The 18,102-nt window shown below is 68.2% G+C and carries 16 protein-coding genes; 9 read left to right on the top strand and 7 right to left on the bottom strand.

What is annotated here, in order from left to right; genetic code table 11:
- Positions 1-18: 18 nt before the first annotated feature.
- Positions 19-1,407, bottom strand: coding sequence for a pyridoxal-dependent decarboxylase (locus J7U46_RS14640; RefSeq protein WP_282827074.1), 1,389 nt, complete (start codon positions 1,405-1,407; stop codon positions 19-21).
- 68 nt (positions 1,408-1,475) lie between these two features.
- Here J7U46_RS14640 and J7U46_RS14645 point away from each other — a divergent pair, with 68 nt between their 5' ends.
- Complete coding sequence (locus J7U46_RS14645) at positions 1,476-2,915, top strand: PLP-dependent aminotransferase family protein (RefSeq protein WP_282827075.1); 1,440 nt, start codon at positions 1,476-1,478, stop codon at positions 2,913-2,915.
- On the opposite strand, the gene J7U46_RS14650 is transcribed toward J7U46_RS14645, so the two are convergent.
- The 4 genes from J7U46_RS14650 to J7U46_RS14665 are packed head-to-tail and all read right to left on the bottom strand — an operon-like array spanning position 2,855 to position 7,966.
- Positions 2,855-4,279 carry an FAD-binding oxidoreductase gene (locus tag J7U46_RS14650; protein ID WP_282827076.1) on the bottom strand — a complete coding sequence of 475 codons (1,425 nt, stop codon included), beginning with the start codon at positions 4,277-4,279 and terminating at the stop codon, positions 2,855-2,857. The genes J7U46_RS14645 and J7U46_RS14650 overlap by 61 nt on opposite strands.
- Entirely contained in the window at positions 4,273-5,286 is a 1,014-nt protein-coding gene (locus J7U46_RS14655; protein WP_282827077.1) for a DUF1338 domain-containing protein, read from the bottom strand. Before J7U46_RS14655 ends, J7U46_RS14650 begins: the two co-directional genes overlap by 7 nt.
- A 60-nt stretch (positions 5,287-5,346) precedes the next feature.
- Positions 5,347-6,858 carry an aldehyde dehydrogenase family protein gene (locus J7U46_RS14660; protein ID WP_282827079.1) on the bottom strand — a complete coding sequence of 504 codons (1,512 nt, stop codon included), beginning with the start codon at positions 6,856-6,858 and terminating at the stop codon, positions 5,347-5,349.
- A gap of 16 nt (positions 6,859-6,874) precedes the next feature.
- Entirely contained in the window at positions 6,875-7,966 is a 1,092-nt protein-coding gene (locus J7U46_RS14665) for a saccharopine dehydrogenase C-terminal domain-containing protein (protein WP_282827612.1), read from the bottom strand.
- 163 nt (positions 7,967-8,129) lie between these two features.
- Here J7U46_RS14665 and J7U46_RS14670 point away from each other — a divergent pair, with 163 nt between their 5' ends.
- The 4 genes from J7U46_RS14670 to J7U46_RS14685 all read left to right on the top strand — a co-directional run bounded on the left by J7U46_RS14670 (position 8,130) and on the right by J7U46_RS14685 (position 11,223).
- Positions 8,130-8,564: an Lrp/AsnC family transcriptional regulator gene (locus J7U46_RS14670; protein WP_282827081.1), complete on the top strand. Its 435-nt coding sequence runs from the start codon at positions 8,130-8,132 to the stop codon at positions 8,562-8,564.
- 98 nt (positions 8,565-8,662) lie between these two features.
- On the top strand, positions 8,663-8,809 hold the full coding sequence (locus J7U46_RS14675) for a hypothetical protein (RefSeq protein WP_282827083.1): 147 nt from the start codon (positions 8,663-8,665) through the stop codon (positions 8,807-8,809).
- Between the two features lie 57 nt (positions 8,810-8,866).
- Positions 8,867-9,442: an NnrU family protein gene (locus J7U46_RS14680; RefSeq protein ID WP_282827085.1), complete on the top strand. Its 576-nt coding sequence runs from the start codon at positions 8,867-8,869 to the stop codon at positions 9,440-9,442.
- Positions 9,439-11,223, top strand: a complete 1,785-nt coding sequence (locus J7U46_RS14685) for an ABC transporter ATP-binding protein (protein ID WP_282827086.1) — start codon at positions 9,439-9,441, stop codon at positions 11,221-11,223. The genes J7U46_RS14680 and J7U46_RS14685 overlap by 4 nt, the downstream gene beginning before the upstream one ends.
- Here the strand turns inward: J7U46_RS14685 and J7U46_RS14690 are convergent.
- The gene (locus tag J7U46_RS14690) at positions 11,220-12,200 is read right to left on the bottom strand and encodes a 2-dehydropantoate 2-reductase (RefSeq protein ID WP_282827088.1); all 981 of its coding nucleotides are present in this window, start codon (positions 12,198-12,200) and stop codon (positions 11,220-11,222) included. The two genes, J7U46_RS14685 and J7U46_RS14690, sit on opposite strands and share 4 nt — an antisense overlap.
- Positions 12,201-12,328: 128 nt before the next feature.
- On the opposite strand from J7U46_RS14690, the gene J7U46_RS14695 reads away from it, so the two are divergent.
- Positions 12,329-13,393 (top strand): histidine kinase, encoded by a 1,065-nt coding sequence (locus tag J7U46_RS14695; RefSeq protein WP_282827090.1) that lies wholly within the window; start codon positions 12,329-12,331, stop codon positions 13,391-13,393.
- On the top strand, positions 13,390-14,142 hold the full coding sequence (locus J7U46_RS14700) for a response regulator (RefSeq protein ID WP_282827092.1): 753 nt from the start codon (positions 13,390-13,392) through the stop codon (positions 14,140-14,142). Before J7U46_RS14695 ends, J7U46_RS14700 begins: the two co-directional genes overlap by 4 nt.
- A gap of 55 nt (positions 14,143-14,197) precedes the next feature.
- On the opposite strand, the gene J7U46_RS14705 is transcribed toward J7U46_RS14700, so the two are convergent.
- The gene (locus tag J7U46_RS14705) at positions 14,198-16,153 is read right to left on the bottom strand and encodes an SPFH domain-containing protein (RefSeq protein WP_282827094.1); all 1,956 of its coding nucleotides are present in this window, start codon (positions 16,151-16,153) and stop codon (positions 14,198-14,200) included.
- 170 nt (positions 16,154-16,323) lie between these two features.
- Between J7U46_RS14705 and J7U46_RS14710 the strand changes: the two genes are divergently transcribed.
- Positions 16,324-17,472, top strand: coding sequence for an acyltransferase family protein (locus tag J7U46_RS14710; RefSeq protein WP_282827096.1), 1,149 nt, complete (start codon positions 16,324-16,326; stop codon positions 17,470-17,472).
- Between the two features lie 83 nt (positions 17,473-17,555).
- A complete protein-coding gene (locus J7U46_RS14715) occupies positions 17,556-17,990 on the top strand; it encodes a VOC family protein (RefSeq protein WP_282827098.1) in 435 nt (144 codons plus the stop codon).
- Positions 17,991-18,102 lie beyond the last annotated feature (112 nt).

Raw genomic sequence — 18,102 nt, forward strand, 5'->3', positions numbered from 1 at the left:
TGCAGCGAAGAGGCGCGACTATAGCATGGATTTTTTCAGTGCCGAATGAACTCGTTCGGCATCTTCAACGGTGGTGCGCCAATTGCTGAACGCCGCGCGCAAGCCCCAGCGGCCGTCAAACCGGGTGGGCGTCAGGAACGCCTCGCCACCATCGCGCAAGCACTCGAGCAAGGACTGCACCCCGGCCGCATCATCCAGGCCCCGCACCGCGAAGCAGACGATGTTCAATCGCACCGGCGCGAGCAACTCCAGGGTCGGGTCTTGCTCGACGAGTTCGCCCAGGCGGCGCGCACCATCGATATTGCGCGCCACGATCTCGGCATGGCCCTCGCGGCCATAGGCTTGCAGCGCGAACCAGGCCACCAGCGCGCGCCAGCGGCGCGAGTTCTCCGGCGTCAGGTGGACGAAGTCCGGCCGGGCCTCATCGATTTCACCCAGGTAGGCCGCGGCATTGCTGAACACGCGCAGTTGCAGCGCACGGTGGCGCGTGAACTGCAAGGCGCTGTCGTAGGGCAGGTTCATCCATTTGTGCAGGTCGATGCAGACCGAATCGGCCGCATCGAGCCCGGCCACGCGCCCGGCCACGCGGGGGTCCAGCGCCGCGAAGGCGCCGAAGGCCGCGTCCACATGCAGCCAGAACGGGTAGCGCTCGCGCAGGGCCAGCAAGGCCGGCAGATCGTCGAAATCGCCGCTGTTGACCGTGCCGGCGCTGGCCGTGACGATGAGCGCCTCGCCCGCCCGCGCCTGCAGTTCGCGCTCCAGCGCCGCCGGGTCCACCGCTTCGCGCCCCGGCAGGCGCGCCACGGGCCGCACGGCCGCGCGGCCTAAGCCCAGCATGCTGGCTGCCTTGTGGATGCTGGAATGCGGCGCCGCGCCCAGCACCGTGACCGGCCCCAGTGCCGCCAGGCCCTGCTCAGACACCTTCACGCCACGCTGCTCACCCAGCCATTCGCGCGCAAGCGCCAGGCCGACGAAATTGGACAAGGTCGCTCCGCTGACAAAGGCCCCCTGCTGCGCCGCGCCGAGGCCGAACCAGCGCCCCAGCTCTGCAACGGTCTGACGCTCCAGCTCGGGCGCATCACCATCCCAGCCGGCCGTCGGGTTCTGGTCCAGTGCCGAGACCAGCCAGTCGCCGACAACGGCGGCCGGCGTCGCGCCGCCGGTGACGAAGCCCAGGTAGCGCGGCCCGGTGCTGTTGGACAAACAGGGCAGCCATTCATCGGCAAACAGCCGCAGCGCGGCGGCCGCGCCGGCTTCTTCCGCTAGGCGCAGCGTCCGCCCCGGCGGGCGCGGGGCGCGGGCCGGCGGCAAAGCGTCGATCTGCTGCAGGTGCTGCAGGGCCAGGTCGCGGGTCAGCGACAACAGCGACGGCAGCTGCTGCCAGTCCTTGTTCAAAGCATCGTGCATCTCATCTCCAGGTGCTGAAGCGATGCTAGAGTCAATTGGACTGCTCGCAGCAATCCAATTCAACACTCATGGACTGGTCCCGCCACCCCGCTCTCCAGCGCGCGCTGCAGCAAACCGAGACGCCGCGCTATGCGGCCCTGGCCACCGCCCTGCAGGGGTTGATCCTCACCGGCGAGCTGTTGCCCGGTGACCGCCTGCCGCCGGAACGGGTGCTGGCCGAAGCCCTGGGCCTCAGCCGCAGCACCATCGTCGCGACCTATGGCCGCCTGGCCGAGGCCGGCTGGGTGACAGCGCGCCAGGGCCAGGGCACGACGGTGGCGGCCGGTGCGCCCGGCCATGTGGCGGCGCGCAAGCGGCGCGTGCCGATTGGCAACCCGGCGCTGCGTGGTCCGGTTGGCGAGGGCGCCTGGATCGACTTCGGCCTCGCCACCGCCGTGCCCGAGCTGGCCTGGCTGCAGCCCAGCGAGGCCGCGACCGCGTTGGTCTTGAGAGAAAGCGCTTACCAGCCGCAGGGCCTGCTGGCCTTGCGCGAGCGCCTGGCCGCCCGCTACACGGCGTGCGGCTTGAGCACCACGCCGGAGCAGATCCTGGTCTGCGCCGGCGCCCAGCAGGCCCTGGCCCTGGTGGCTCAGCACTACCTGGCGCCGGGCGACCGGGTGTTGATCGAGGACCCCAACTACTTCGGCGCGCTCGACCTGTTCCGCGCCGCCGGCGCGCACCTGCTGGGCGAAGCGGTGCGACCCCACGGCGCCCATGTGGCTCACCTGGCCCAGCGCCTGCAGGCGGAGGAACCCCAGCTGGTCTTCGTCTGCCCCACCCTGCACAACCCGACCGGCTGGGGCTGGACGCCCTCGGCCGCCGAGCGCTTTGCCCGCGCCGCGCGTCGCGCCAGCAGCAGCCTGGTGCTGATCGACGACTCGCTGGCGGACTTGCGCTTCGACGCCGCGCCACCGCCGCTGCTGGCGCGTGGCCACAACATCGTTCATGTGGGCAGCCTGTCCAAAAGCCTGTGGGCCGGCCTGCGCATAGGCTGGCTGCGCGCCGAGGCCCCGGTGATCGAGACGCTGCGGCGTGCCAAGGCCAATGCCGACATCGCCTGCAGTGCGCTGTCCAGCGCCATCGCCTGCGACCTGCTGGACCGCTTCGAGGCCCTGGTTGAGCCCCGCCGTGCGCAGCTGAAACTGCAGGGCCGATTGCTGCGCGAGGCGCTGGCGGCCGCGCTGCCGGACTGGACTTGCGCAGCGCCCGAGGGCGGGCTCTTCCTCTGGCCGGCCCTGCCCACGGAGCAGGCCGAGCCGCTGGTGCAAGCGGCCGAAGCCTTGCGCTTGCGCCTGACTGCCGGCTCTGCCCTGGCGGCGGAACCCGGCGCGGCGGCCAACCGCCTGCGCCTGGCCTTCACCCAGCCACCGGCCTTGCTGCAAGCCGGCGTGGCGCGCCTCGCCGAGGCCTACGCGTCGCTGGAGGTGGCGGCAGCAGCGCCCCAGTCGACCAGGCCGAGCCGGCGCTGAGGATCGAACAGCGACTGCAGCCGCCCCGAGAGCTCGAGCAGGGCCGGATCACTGAAGGCCTGGTAGTAGGCCTGGATCTGCGGGCCCACGCCATGCTCGGCGCTGAGACTGCCGCCCAGCGCGGTGACCAGACCATAGATGCCGCGCCGCAGACGCGCCATTTCAGCGTCAGGCAATGCTCGCTCGGAGGAGGGCCACACGAGATTGAAATGCAGGCCACCGTCGCCCAGATGGCCGAAGTCGGCCACGCGCGCCGGCGGGAACTCCCGGGCCAGCCAGGCCGTGGCCTGCTCGCGGAAACCCATGAAGTGGCGGCGCCGCAAGGCGATGTCAAAGCCGATCACCGACCCTTGGGCGCGCAGGCCCTCGCTGATGCGATGGCGCAGCGCCCAGCAAGCCTCGTCGGCGCCCAACACCGCATCCACGACGGCGCCGCTTTCAAACTCCGACTCCAGCCATTGCTGCAAGAGCGCCTGCAGGTCCAGCGTCGTGGCCGGCAACTCGCTGGCCAGCTCGATCAGCAACGCGTAGTCGGGCAACTGGCCCTCGAACCAGCGGCCAGGGCCCTCGCCATGGAGGCCAGCCTCGAAGGCAGCGCGTGACAGCCCCTCGAAGGCGCTGACCAGGCCGGCCAGCTCGCCGCCCATCACACGCTGGTACAGCGGCATCACCGCCGCCAGCGTGGCCGGCGCGACCAGGGCCACGGCACGCTGGCGGGCCAGCGGTTGCAGCCGCAGCGTGGCCGCGCCGATCAGGCCCAGTGAGCCCGAGCTGCCAACGAAGAGCTGCTGCAGCGGCAGGGCCGCGTTGTCTTTCTGCAGGCCACGGCCGAGGCGGAGCAGCGTGCCATCGGCCAGCGCCACTTCGACCCCGAGCACATTGGCGCGCACATCGCCATGGCGCAACATGCGCGTGCCGCCGGTGTTGTGGGCCAGCATGCCGCCGATGCTGGGATCGGCGCTGAGGTCGATGGCGAACTGCAGGCCGTGCTCGGCCAGGCGCTCGTTGACCTCGGACAGCTTGTAGCCGGCCGAGACGCGCAGCGTGCGGTCCAGCGGATCGAATTCGAAATGCTCGCGCAGCCGCTCGGTGGACAGGAGCAGGTGCCGCTCGCCATCGCTGGGCGTGGCCGCCCGCACCAGGCCGGTGTGGGCGCCCTGCGGCACGACCGCGAGGCCGGCCTCGGCGGCCAGCTTCAGCAGGAGAGACAGCTCATCCTGCGTGGCCGGACGCAGCAGGGCCACAGCCTCGCCCGGCGCATAGCGGGCCGGCTGCAGGTAGCGCGGCTCGATGGCCGCGCCGGCGACGACGAAGTCCGCACCGCAGACCTCGCCCGCGGCGCGCAGGAAATCGTCCATCAGCATGCCGAAGATTCGGCCGCCGTCATCTTGAAGATGCCCGTCGCATTGCCAGCGTCGAAGCGCAGGTCGAGCCGACCTTCTTCTTCGTTGGCGCGCTGGATGAGCTCATGGAAGGAGCCTGGCACCGTGCGCGTCACGATCTGGCTGCCATGCAGGAACTGGCGCTGCACCTGCGCGGCGCGGAAGGCGGTCTGGCGCACGCGGCCCGAGGTGGAGGTTTCGATGGTCGGCTTGATCGGCCGGTCCAGCGAGCGCTGCAGCGCGGCCACGGCCTCGATGTCGACGACGCGGTCGGTCGCGTGGTTGAAGGCATTGCCCTCGGTCGCAATCCAGGCCATCTCGGCCGATTCACCGAGCAGGATTTCGTAGTCGCGCCAGGTGAAGAGAGGATGCTGGCGGGCGAAGCAGCCGATCAAGGCCGGCAACAAGGCCTGCGCCTGCTCGATGGGCAAGGAACCGTCCCGGTCCAGTTGCTCCAGCAGCGCCAGATGGGCCGGGGTCAGGGGGTCACGCGAGTCGCCGATCACGCGACTGACCGCATCCTGGAACTCCAGCGTGAACTGCTCGGGGTGCAACTCCGAGACAAAGAACTGCGCGATGTCTTCCGGGAAATCGGCATGGCGCCAGCTGCGGCCGGTCATCTTCAGCTTGGGCAGCGGATAGTTTTCGGCCCGCACGAAGCCGAGCGGACGCAGTACGCGGGTGATGGCCGCCTCGCCGGGAGGCAGTGCGCCGCTCGGCCAGGCCACGGTGCGCAGCGCGCCGTGGTCGAACACCACGCGCTCGCCAGCGCGCTGGCAGTCGGCCACATAGGCCGCGCCGACCGGCACGCGCTGCAGCACGTCGCGGAACAAGGCCAGGTTCAGCGCCTGCGCCAGTTCGGCGCGGCTGATCGTCTCCGTCGCCGGCTTCAAGAGCGCGGGCGTGACATGGACCTGGGCAAAGAGTTCTTTGGCCGCCGCGTCGCCCAGGGTGGCGACGAGCAGGCGGCCAAGGCCTGTTTCAAGCATGGGGGGTACTCCGTGGGGCGGGCCCGCACGGAGCCCGCCGTGTCAGTCAATCAATCGCGATCAGACGTCGAATTTGACGCCTTGAGCCAAGGGCAGCTCGCGCGAGTAGTTCACCGTGTTGGTGGTGCGGCGCATGTAGGCCTTCCACGCATCCGAACCGCTCTCGCGGCCACCACCGGTTTCCTTCTCGCCACCGAAGGCGCCACCGATCTCGGCGCCCGAGGTGCCGATGTTGACGTTGGCAATGCCGCAGTCCGAACCGCTGGCGGCCATGAAGGCTTCGGCTTCACGCACATCATTGGTGAAGATCGCCGACGACAGGCCTTGCGGCACGTCGTTCTGGATGGCGATGGCCTCGTCCAGCGTCTTGTACTTCAGCGTGTACAGGATGGGCGCGAAGGTCTCGTGCTTCACGATGGCGGTCTGCGAAGGCATGCGCACCAGGGCAGGCTGGGCGTACCAGGCGTCCGGGTACTTGTCAGCCAAGGCGCGGTCACCGCCGCTCACTTCGCCGCCTTGTTCGCGGGCAGCCACCAGGGCGGCTTGCATGCCGTCGAACGAGGCCTTGTCGATCAGCGGGCCGATCAGGTTGCCGGGCTCGATGGGCGAGCCGATCTTCAGCTGCGCGCGGGCGCGGTCCAGGCGGGCGACCAGCTCGTCATGGATGCTCTCGTGAGCGATCACACGGCGCGTGGTGGTGCAGCGTTGGCCGGCCGTGCCGTAGGCGCCGAACAGGATGCCGCGCACGGCCAGGTCCAGGTCGGCGCTGGGGGTCACGATGATGGCGTTGTTGCCGCCGAGTTCCAGCAGGCAACGGCCGAAGCGTGCAGCGACGCGCGGGCCGACAGCACGGCCCATGCGGGTGGAACCAGTGGCCGAGACGAGGGCCACCTTCGGGTGATCCACCATCGCCTCGCCGACGGCGGCGCCGCCATTCAGCGTCTGCGACAGATGGGCCGGGGCGGCGTAGCCGGCGGCGATGTAGCGCTGCAAGGCCTTGTCGAACAGGGCTTGCGTGGCCAGGGCCGTCAGCGGCGTCTTCTCGCTCGGTTTCCAGACGCAGGTGTCACCGGCAATCAGGGCCAGGGCCGAGTTCCAGGCCCACACGGCGACCGGGAAGTTGAAGGCCGAGATGATGCCGACCACGCCCAGCGGCAGGTACTGCTCCATCATGCGGTGACCCGGGCGCTCGCTGGCGATGGTCAGGCCATGCAACTGGCGCGAGAGGCCGACGGCGAAGTCGCAGATGTCGATCATCTCCTGCACCTCGCCCTCGCCTTCGCTGGTGACCTTGCCGGCTTCTAGCGACACGAGACGCGCCAGGTGGGCCTTGTTGGCACGCAGCTCTTCGCCGTACAAGCGCACCAGCTCCCCGCGCTTGGGAGCGGGCACGTTGCGCCATTGCAGGAAGGAGGCTTGCGCGCGCTCGACAGCGGCCGTCATCTCGGCGGCCGTGGCTTCGTGCACGGCGCCCAGCACCGCGCCATCAATGGGCGAGCGCACGGTCAGCGAACCGCCGGTGAAGGCGGAAGAAGGAACGCCCAGGGCGTTCAGCAATTCAGTGGTGTTCATGTGCCGGATTCTCCGCTCAGCCGATGGACTCGACCTGGCGCGACTGCTGGTAGGCCTTGCCGAATTCGTTGGCCAGGAATTCCGGCAGCGAGACTTCCTCTTGAGAGACGAAGCCCGATTGCGGCAACTTGCCCTGGCGGAACAGGTCGACGGCGGCGCACATGCCAGCGGCCGTGGTGATCTGGATGGCGGACAGCGGGCGGGCGCCATCGCGCTCGGCGAAGATCTTGCGGGCAAACACTTCCTGCACCAGGCGGCCGTTCTTCATGCCCGAGACGGTCACGAACACAAGGACCACGTCCTGCATCGTGGCCGGCATGCTCTTGCGCATGATGTCCTTCAGCAGCTCCTGGTCGTTCTTCAGGGCCAGGTCGCCCAGCAGGAACTGCATCAGGTCGCGGTGGCCGGGGTAGCGCACCGTCTTGTAGTCCAGGTTCTTGACCTTGCCGGACAGGGTCTCGCACAGCGTGCCCAGGCCACCCGAGGTGTTGAAGGCCTCGTACTCGGTGCCGTCCAGCGAGAAATGCTCCAGGCCTTCCAGCGGCAGGGCGTCGATCTTCTCGCCGTCGTGGATGCACTCGCAGGGGTGGCAGTACTCGTTGATCAGGCCGTCGACCGACCAGGTCAAGTTGTACTTCAGGGCATTGGTCGGGAAGGCCGGCAGCGCGCCGACGCGCATCTTCACGTCATGCAGGCTGTCAAAGCTCTTGGCCAGGTGTGCAGCGACGATGCCGATGAAGCCCGGGGCCAGGCCGCATTGCGGCATGAAGGCGGTCTTGGCGCCGGTGGCGATGCGCTGGATTTCCTTGGTGGCGGCCACGTCTTCGGTCAGGTCGAAGTAGTGGCAGCCGGCTTCCAGCGCCATGTGGGCGGCGGGGATGGCCAGTTGGTAGGGCAGCGCATTGACGATGGCGGAGAAGCCGCGCACCTGGGCGGCGGCGCCGGGGCCGATCTCCTGCACGACCTGGGTCTTGATGCCTTCACCGCCCAGCACGGCCAGGGCGGCGGCGTTCTTGTCGAACACGGTCACGTCGTAATGGCCGGAACCATGCAGCAAACGGGCAATGGTTTCGCCGATGTGGCCGGCGCCGAGCAGGGCAATCTTCATCATGGTGGGTCTCCTGGAAATCTTGGGGGAACGCGAATCCGCGAATGGCCCGAAGTCTAGGAAGGAGCGCGGACGAAAGAAAGCGACCTATCGTCGATAAACTAGGTATCCAGGCCATTTCGTCAGCGCATCTCGACGAATTGCATCAAACAAGGGTAAACCCGTGACCGACGCCACTGACCGCCAACTGATCACCCTGCTGCAGGCCAATGCCCGCGAGAGCACGGCCAATCTCGCACGCAAGTTGGGCATTGCGCGCACCACGGTGGTGGCCCGGCTGGCCCGGCTGGAGGCCAGCGGCGCCATCGTGGGCTACACGGCGCGGCTCGGCACCGAGGCCGGCGAGCGTGCGGTGCAGGCCTATGTGGGCATCACGGTGCAGCCCAAGGCCGGGCGCGAGGTGGTGCTGCGGATCTCCAAGATCCCTGAGCTGCGCCAGCTCGCCTCGGTCAGCGGCGAGTTCGATTACATGGCCCTGCTCACAGCAGAAACCACGGCCCGGCTGGACCAGTTGCTGGACGAAATCGGCGAGATCGAGGGCGTGATCAAGACCACCAGCTCGGTGGTGCTGGCGTTGCGGGTGGACCGCACGGCCTGACACGGCTTGTGACAGATGCCCCGAATGCGGGGGTTGCGAGCGTAGGCCGGGCACATCTCTTGCTCGTTATCAGCTACACACCACTCAAGGAGTGCGAGATGACGACATTGAAGCCCGTTCTGAACACCCCCCGTGCCCACCAGGCCCTGACCGCCGTGAAGGCCGTGATCCTGGTGGCTGCCATCTGGGGCCTGGCCTATCCGCTGCTGCTCTGGGGCATGAAGCTGCTGGTGCCCGCGGCCTGAAGCGGCGGCTTCACGCCGCTATAGTCGGCCGCGCCACTGCTGGCGAGGAGCCGACCCATGCTTGAACTGATTGCCGGACTGCTGATCTTCCTGGGCCTGCATTCTGTCCGCGTCTTCGCAGACGGCTGGCGCAGCCGCCAGATCGCCCGGCTGGGCGACAAGGGCTGGAAGCTCTCCTACACCGTCCTGTCCCTGCTGGGCTTTGCCCTGATCATCCACGGCTACGGCCAGGCCCGCCTGGCGCAAGTCGTCCTGTGGCAGCCCCTCCCGGGCATGAACCACCTGGCCGCCCTGCTCACCTTGGTGGCCTTCATCCTGCTCGCGGCCGCCTACGTGCCGGGCAACCAGATCAAGGCCCGGCTCGGCCATCCGATGCTGCTCGGCACCAAGACCTGGGCCCTCGCCCACCTGCTCGCGAACAACACGCTGGCCGACGTCTTGCTGTTCGGCGGTTTCCTCCTTTGGGCCGTGCTGTGCTTCCGCAGCTCCCGCCAGCGCGATCGTGCCGCCGGTCTGGTCCGCCCGGCCGGCACGCGCGGCCGCACCTTGGTGGCCATTGAAGTCGGCGGCGTGGCTTGGGCCCTCTTCGCGTTCTGGGGCCATCAGGCCTTGATAGGCATCCGACCGCTGTGAGTTCTGCAACACATCCGCTGCGCCAGCTGCTGGCTTATGCGCAGGCGCAGCGCGGCCCCGTCCGTCTGGCCGTTCTCTACTCGGTCCTCAACAAGTTCTTCGACATCCTGCCCGAGGTGCTGATAGGCACGGCGGTGGACGTGGTGGTGCGCGGCGAGCAGAGCTTCCTCGCCAAGAACATCCTCGTGGGCGTCGGCATCACCGACACCTGGCACCAGCTGCTCTTTCTCGGCGCGCTGAACGTCGTGATCTGGGGCGGCGAGTCGTTGTTCCAGTACCTGTACGAGGTGCAATGGCGCGGCCTGGCCCAGGACATCCAGCACCGGCTGCGCCTCGACACCTACACCCACGTGCAGAAGCTGGAGCTGGCCTTCTTCGAGAACCAGCGCACCGGCGCCTTGATGTCAGTGCTGAACGACGACATCAACCAGCTGGAGCGCTTCGTCAACAGCGGCGCCAACCAGATCATCCAGGTGGTCTGCTCGTCCCTCATGGTCAGCGCCGTGTTCTTCGCGCTGCAGCCGGGCCTGGCCCTGATCTCGCTGCTGCCGGTGCCGCTGATCCTGTTTGGCGCCTTCTGGTTCCAGGGCCGCCTCGCGCCGCGCTACCGCGAGGTGCGCGAGGCGGCGGGCGACGTGTCCGCACGGCTCAATATGAACCTGCTGGGCCTGCCCACCATCAAGGCCTACACGACCGAGGACTTCGAGGCCGAGCACATCCGCCAGGCCAGCGACGCCTACCGTCAGGCCAATGCCCGCGCGATCCGCATTTCCTCGGCGATCACGCCGGTGATCCGCATGGCCATCCTGGCGGGCTTCACCGCCACGCTGATCTATGGCGGCTGGCTGACCTTGCAGGGCCAGCTGGCCGTGGGCGCCTACTCGGTGCTGGTCTTCCTGACCCAGCGCCTGCTGTGGCCGCTGACCGGCCTGGCCGAAGTGGCCGACATGTACCAGCGCTCGATGGCCGCCACGCAGCGCGCCCTCGGTCTGCTGGCCACGCCGATCAACATCGCCTACGAGGGCAAGCACCTGCCCCAGGGCCGCAGCCAGGGCGCCCTGCGCTTCGAGCAGCTGGGCTTCTCCTATGGCGAACAGCCGACGCTGCAGGACATTTCCCTCACCATCAAAGCCGGCGAGACGGTGGCCTTTGTCGGCAGCACCGGCTCGGGCAAGTCCACCCTGGTCAAGCTGCTCCTGCGCTTCTACGAGCCGCAGCAGGGCCGCATCCTGCTCGACGATGAGCCCATCGCCGCGCTGAACCTGCAAGACCTGCGCCGCCAGCTCGGCTACGTGGCGCAGGACAGCTTCCTGACCGATGGCACCATCGCCGACAACATCGCCTACGGCACCGAAGGCGCCAGCGAAGCCCAGATCCACGAAGCCGCGCGCCAGGCCGAATGCCTGGAGTTCACCGCCAAGCTGCCGCTGGGTTTTGCCACCCGCGTCGGCGAGCGCGGCCAGAAGCTCTCCGGCGGCCAGCGCCAGCGCCTGGCCCTGGCCCGCGCGATCCTGAAGAACCCGGCCGTGCTGATACTCGACGAGGCCACCAGCGCGGTGGACAACGAGACCGAGGCCGCCATCCAGCGCTCGCTGGCCGTGGTCAGCCAGGGCCGCACGACCCTGGTGATCGCGCACCGCTTGTCCACGGTGCGGCAAGCCCATTGCATCCACCTGATGGAGAACGGCCGCATCGTCGAGAGCGGCACGCATGAGCAACTGCTCGCTCGCGCTGGCGCCTATGCGGCGCTGTGGCGGCTGCAGACGGGCGAGGCGGCCTAAACCAGCCCGCGCGTACGCGCCATCAGCCGCGTCAGGCCCAGCAGCGCATCGGTATTGGGCGTGGCCATAGCAAGCCGCTGACCGATCTCGCGCACCGCGCCGACCAGGGCATCGAGCTCCAGCGGCCGGCCGGCTTCGGCATCCTGCAGCATCGAGGTCTTGAAGGCGCCGAGCTTGCGCGTGACTTCATGCCTTTGCTCGGGCGTCTGCTCGATGGCGCAGCCGATGCGTGCGCCTATGGCCTGCGCCTCCAGCATCACGCGGGTGACGAAGCCGCGCACCAGCTCGTCGTCGAGGATCTTGTCGCCGGTGGCGCCGGTGAGGGCCGAGATCGGGTTGAAGGTCATATTGCCCCAGAGCTTGAACCAGATGTCGCGCTGGATGTGCTCGGACAAGGTGGCCTCGAAACCGGCGCGCTGCAAGAGTGCCACCCAGTCCTGCAACCACGCGGGCTGACCACCGGCAGGGGAGCCGAGGATCAGGCCGGCGCCCATCTTGTGCTGCACCAGGCCCGGCTCGGTGACGCTGCAGCTGGCATGGACCACGCAGCCGATCACGCGATCGGCAGGGATCAAGGCAGCGATGCGGCCGCCGGGATCGACCGACTCCAGCTGCCAGCCCTGGCCTTCCCCCGCCAGCCCCTGGAAGAACCACCAGGGCACGCCATTCATCGCCACCAGCACACGGGTCTGCGGCCCCAGCAACTGGGCCACGGCCGGCGCCACGGCGGCAAGCGCCGGGCCCTTGACGGCCACGACCACGAGATCCTGCGGGCCGAGCTCGGCCGCATCGCTGCTGGCCTTGAGTGGCAGCGTGAGGCGCTGACCGCCAATGTCCAGGCGCAGGCCCTGCTCACGCAGCGCGGCCAGCGTCGCGCCGCGTGCCAGCGCGCTCAGTTCCACCTCGCCGGCACGGCCCAGCAGCGCGCCTATCCAGCCGCCCACGGCGCCGGCACCAACGATGCAAACCCGTTTCATCTTCCCGTCCATCCAAGCACCTCGCGTCAATGCAGGCGGCAGTCTCCCACAGGCGACTTCGGGGCCAAGTGGCCGCTGGCCGGGGCCAGTCGCACGGCCGTGCCACGGCCGCCCCTTATGCTGGGCCCATGTCAGAAAGAGAACAGAAAAAGCAGCGCCCGTTGTGGCCCTGGGCCTATGCCGCCTTCGTACTGACGGTGGCCCTGCTGCAGGGCCTGGCGGAGCTTCAGCACTACCTGCAGCGCGGCGGCCAGCATGGCTGGGAGCCGTTTCTGTGGGAGCTCAGTTCGGCCGCGATGACCGGGCCGCTGTCGGTCCTCGTCTATGCCTGGCATGTGGCCGGTGTCGGCGCGCCGCTGAAGCGGCAGCTGCTGCGCCATGCGGGTGGTGCCCTGCTCTACATGCTGACCCATGTGGCCGGCATGTTCGGCATCCGCTTTGCGGTCTATGCGCTGACCCAGGTCAGCTACGAGCCCGGCACGGTGCTGAGCGTGCTCGCCTATGAGGCCGGCAAGGACTTCGTGGGCTACACGCTGATGGTGGCGGTCTGCCATGGCCTGTTCCACATGCAACAAGGGGAACGCCTGCGCGCCGAACTGGCCGAGGCACGCCTCGCGCGGCTGACCGAACAGATCCAGCCGCATTTCCTGTTCAACACCTTGAATCTGATCTCCTCGGTGATGTACGAGGACGTGAAGAAGGCCGACCGATTGCTGTGCCGCCTCGCGGACCTGCTGCGCTCGGCGCTGACGGCCCAGCAGCAGGGCTGGCACACGCTGAAAGCCGAGCTGGCCCTGATCGAGCCCTACCTCGAACTGATGCAGGCCCGCTTCGGCGAACGCCTGCAGGTGCAATGGCAGATCGAACCAGCCGCCGAGGCCTGCTCGGTGCCGGCGCTGCTGCTGCTCAATCCGGTGGAGAACGCGATCAAGCATGACGTGGCGTTGAGCCGGGGCGTGGTCTCGCTGAGTTTGCAAGCATCCCTGGTGGACACGGGCCGGCAGCTGCGCATCCGCGTGCACAACAGCGGCGTCGCCACCGAGCGGCTGGAGCGCGAAGGGGGCCTCGGCCTCGCCAATCTGCGCCAGCGTCTGCTGGCCGCCTACGGTGCCGGCGCGGCCCTGCAGTTCGGCCCGGCGCCGGATGGCGGCACGGCGCTGGAGCTCGTGCTGCCTGCGCGAGGTGCGGCATGAAGCTCTTGATCGTTGACGACGAAGCCCCGGCCCGCGCCAAGCTGCGTCGCCTGCTGGGCGAAGAGCCGGACGTGAGCTGGCTGGGTGAAGCGGCCGATGCCGACGAAGCGCTGCAAGCCCTGCAGGACCAACCCGGCATCGACGCACTGATCCTCGACATCCAGATGCCCGGCCAGACCGGCCTCGACCTCGCGATGCAGCTCTTGCAGGAGCGCCCCGAGCTGGCCTGCCTGTTCTGCACCGCCTACGACGAGCATGCACTGCAGGCCTTCGATCTGCATGCGGTGGACTACCTGCTCAAGCCCTACACGCCCGAGCGCCTGGCCACCGCCCTGCAACGCCTGCGCGGCCGCCTGCAGCAGCGCGCCGCGACGGCACCGGCGACGGCACGTGGCGGCCTGGTCAGCGCCTTGCAGCAGCTGCAACCAGCCGCCGGCCACTGGCTGGTGGAGAAGCGCGGCGCGCTGCGCAAGCTCGCGCTCGCCGAGATCGAATGGGTGGCTACGGCCGACAACTACATCGAGCTGCATGCGCCGCCCGAGACCTATCTCGAGCGACGCACGCTGGCCGACTTCCTGGCCCATCCGGCCACGGCCGGCCTGTTCATCCGCGTTCACCGGGGCCATGCGGTGAACGCGAGCCACGTGAAGCAGATCGCTTCCCAGCCACATGGTGAAGCGCTGTTGACGCTCACCAGCGGCCAGCTACTGCGCGTCTCGCGCAGCTACCGCGATCAGCTGCGAGGCTGAAGAATGTCGACCCCCAAGGCGGCAAACGCCCGCCGCCCCCCCGAGGGGGAGCAAGTCACCTTGGGAGCGGCCCTGCGGTGACTTCCAGCTCCTTCGCTTTCAGCGCACTCATCAGCCCCAGCAGCGTGGAGAAGGCATTGCCGCCTTCCGCCGAGCCGCCCATCTGGATCTGTGGCACCAGCGGCACGCGCGCCGTCTCGAAGGCTTCAGCGAGGCGCAGCATCACCGTCTGCATCAGCTGCTTGTCCGCGCCCTCGCCTTCCAGCGCTTCTGACTTCGCCCGGATCGCCGAACCCTCAGCCTCACCGACGCTGCGAATGGCAGCGGCGCGGCCCTGGCCCTCGGCCTCCTGCTTGTAGCGCTCGGCCTGGGCCAGCGCTTCCACTTCCTGGCGGCGCTTCTCGGCGGCCTTCACATTGGCGGCGCCCTGGTTCTCCTTGATCGAGATGTCGACCAGCGAAGCGGTCAGTTCGGCCTGCTTCTCGGCGCGCTTCTCGGCCTCGTTCAGCTCGCGCTGCTTGTTGGCCGCGATCTCCTTCTGCGCAAAGGTCTCGACCTGCTCGCGGGCGATCTGGCGGTCGCGCAGCTGGGCCATGATCGATTCGATCTTGTGGTCGCCCTGCTGCGGGCGCGGCGTGCCGATCAGGACCTCCTGGAACTCCAGCGAATAGGCCAGGAAGCGCTCGCGCATGTCGGTCGAGGCGTTCAGCTGCAGCTCGCTGCGCGACTGGATCAGCTCGATGAAGGTGCGCGTCTGCGACACATTCTTGAAGTAGCTCGACACCATCGGGTCCAGCGTCTGCTCCACCAGCTGCTTCACATTGCCGAAGCGCTGCACCACCAGCGGTGCCTTGCGGTAGTCGATGTGCACGACCACCGACAGCGGCAGCTGCGGCTCGAACGCGTCCTTGGTGATCAAGGTGATCTCGCGCAGATTGGAGTCGAAGCTGGAGCCGCTCTCGCCGCTCTTCCACATCAGGACGAAGTTGGTCGTGGGCACCAGCTCGATCTTGCCGGCATAGGTGTTGAAGGCGTACTTGCCCGGCATCAGCGGCTCGCGCCAGACGCCACGGCAGCCCGACTTGACCAGCTCGCCATGGCTGTATTCGCTGCCCGACACGTCCTCACCCCGCGCGCCGGTGTAGGACACGACCACGCCGACGAAGCCCACCGGGATGATGGTCTTGCTGATGAACTCGACCGTGGCAAAGAGGCGGTTGACGTAGAAAGTGCCTTCCACCAGCACGCGCTCCTGGCGGCCACGGCGGCCCCCGGCGGCCAGGAAGCTCTCGGGCTCCTGGAAGCTGTTGTGCGCATCGCCCACGTCGGGGGCCAGCAGTTCGTCGCGGGCCAGGGCCGGGCCGTCCTGGACGGTCACGATGGCCAGCTGGTCGGACTCATGGCTGCCGGTGCGCTCCTTGATCACCACAGGCGTGAAGGCCTGGCGCTCGTCCAGCAGCTCACGCATGCGCTCGTAGTAGCTGCGCTCGGTGGCATCCATGTTGAGCGCATAAGTGGCGCCCTCGGTCATCACGACGAACAGGGCCGGGTTGATCACATGCGTGCCTTCGCGCAGCAGCTTGCGCTGCGGGCCCTTCTGGCCGCCTGCGGCCAGGAAGGCGCGCACGTCGAGGAAGTCGCTGGCCGTGGCATTGCTGGCCAGGGTCTGGCCGACCGGCAGGTCCTGGCCGTCGCGGGCAAAGACGTAGCCGATCTTGCCCTGGGTCACCGAGACCATGGAGCGGATGTGCACGCGGTACTGGAAGGGCGTGAAGAAGTGGAAGCCACCGCGCCGCAGCTCGGGCTGGAAGCCGGCCTCGCCGTTGAGAGCGAGCAGGCCGTGCTGCACCGAGCCCGAGAGGCTCCACAGCTTCTCGACCACGGCGATGCGGTCGTTCGGGATGTAGCGGACGACGCCGGCCACATAGGCCAGCAAGAGCAGGCCGAAGGCGCTGGCACCGCCGATCAGCCAGGGCAGCAAGGAGCCGCCCGTGATTTCGTTCATAGCCATTTTGAGAACCCTCCGTTCTTGTTGTTGAGGGCTCCGTTGTCGCTCAAGTCACATCAGGAAATCATCAGGAAGCGGCAAGCGGCGGCGTCCGGCGTGCGACTGGCCCCAAGGCTGGTGCGACTGGCCCCAGAACGCTCGCGTGCCGAAGCTCGCCCCGCGATGCTGCGTCCATGAACACCGCAAACACCTCCCGCCAATACTTCCTCGACTGGCTGCGCATCCTGGCCTTCGGCCTCTTGGTGCCCTACCACGTCGGCATGTACTACGTGACCTGGGACTGGCATGTGAAGAGTGCCGCCGCCAGCTCCTTGATCGAGCCACTGATGCTGCTCACGGCGCCCTGGCGCCTCGGCCTTTTGTTCTTGATCGGCGGCGCCGCTGCGCGCTACCTGCTCAGCAAGCAGCCGCAGGGCTTCGTCGGCTCACGCACCAAGCGCCTCCTGATCCCGCTGATCTTCGGCATGTACTTCATCGTGCCGCCGCAGGCCTTCTTCGAGGTGCAGACCAAGCTGGCCTACGAGGGCAGCTACCTGGACTTCATGCAGCTCTATCTGAAGGCCTTCCACGGCTTCTGCGGGAAGGACGGCAAATGCCTGGACCTGCCGACCTGGAACCACCTCTGGTTCGTCGCCTACCTGTGGGTCTACAGCCTGATCGGCTGGGCGCTGTGGCGTGCCTGGCCGAGCCTGGCCGCCCGCTTTGAGTGCTGGATCGCCAAGCCGCGCGGCGCGCTGTTCACCCTGCTGGTGCTCGCCCTGCCGCTGATGGCCGCCCGCCAGATCAATGTGCTGTTCCCCTCCACCCACAACCTGACCTGGGACTGGTACAACCACGCGCAATACGGCTACCTCTTCCTGCTGGGCCTGCTCGGTGCGCACAGCGGGCTGTGGACGCTGATGCAGCAATGGCGCCGCTGGGCCCTGGCCCTCGCCGTGCTGGCCTGGGCCCTGATCCTCGTCTACTTCAAGGCCTACGACCAGGTCGAGCCGCCGCAGGCCCTGCGCCTCGCGATGCGCTGCGTCTGGGGTGGCCTGGAATGGTGGGCGATCACCGCCGCCTGCGGCTATGCCAAGCAGTGGCTGAACTTCGATCACGCCTGGCGCCGCTGGCTGACTCCGGCCATCTTCTGTGTCTACATCCTGCACCAGAGCGTCATCGTCATCCTGACCCGCGTGCTGCTGCCGCTGGCCCTGCCGGCCGCCGTCGAAGGCCTGCTGCTGATCGTCCTGACCTTCACCCTGTGCCTGCTCGGCTATGTGGTGGTGCGCCGGGTGCCGGTGTTGCGCGCCGCCCTCGGGATCTCCTCGGGGTCTCGGTAAATCCCCGGTAAATCCCAGACAAAGGCCGGCTCCGGGTCGGTCGTCACCACGACAATGCAGGACTTCTCCTTCTGAGGTTCTGCATGAAGTACTTGCACACCATGGTCCGGGTCACCGATCTCGAGGCCTCGCTGAAGTTCTACCGCGACGCCCTGGGTCTTGAAGAAGTGCGGCGCAGCGAGCACGCCCAAGGCCGCTTCACCCTGCTCTACCTCGCCGCCCCCGGCGACCACGACGCGCAGATCGAGCTGACCTACAACTGGCCCGATGCCGACGGCAAGTCCGAGGTCTACACCGGCGGCCGCAACTTCGGCCACGTGGCCTTCGCGGTGCAGGACATCTACGCCACCTGCCAGCGCCTGCAGGACCATGGCGTGACGATTCTTCGCCCGCCGCGCGATGGCCGCATGGCCTTCGTGCGCTCGCCCGACGAGATCTCGGTCGAGCTGCTGCAAGCCGGCAGCGCCTTGGCACCGGCCGAGCCCTGGGCCTCGATGCCCAATACCGGCAGTTGGTGAGGCACGCCGCGCGACGCTGATACCGCCTTGTTGCGGGCCTGTTCCCGCACTTTGGCAGTCCGTCGCGCCGCGCTGGTTTGCGAGCCTCACACGCGTAGTCTTGCCTCATCGA

The sequence above is a fragment of the Pelomonas sp. V22 genome, assembly GCF_030014915.1.
Lineage (GTDB): Bacteria > Pseudomonadota > Gammaproteobacteria > Burkholderiales > Burkholderiaceae_C > JAUASW01.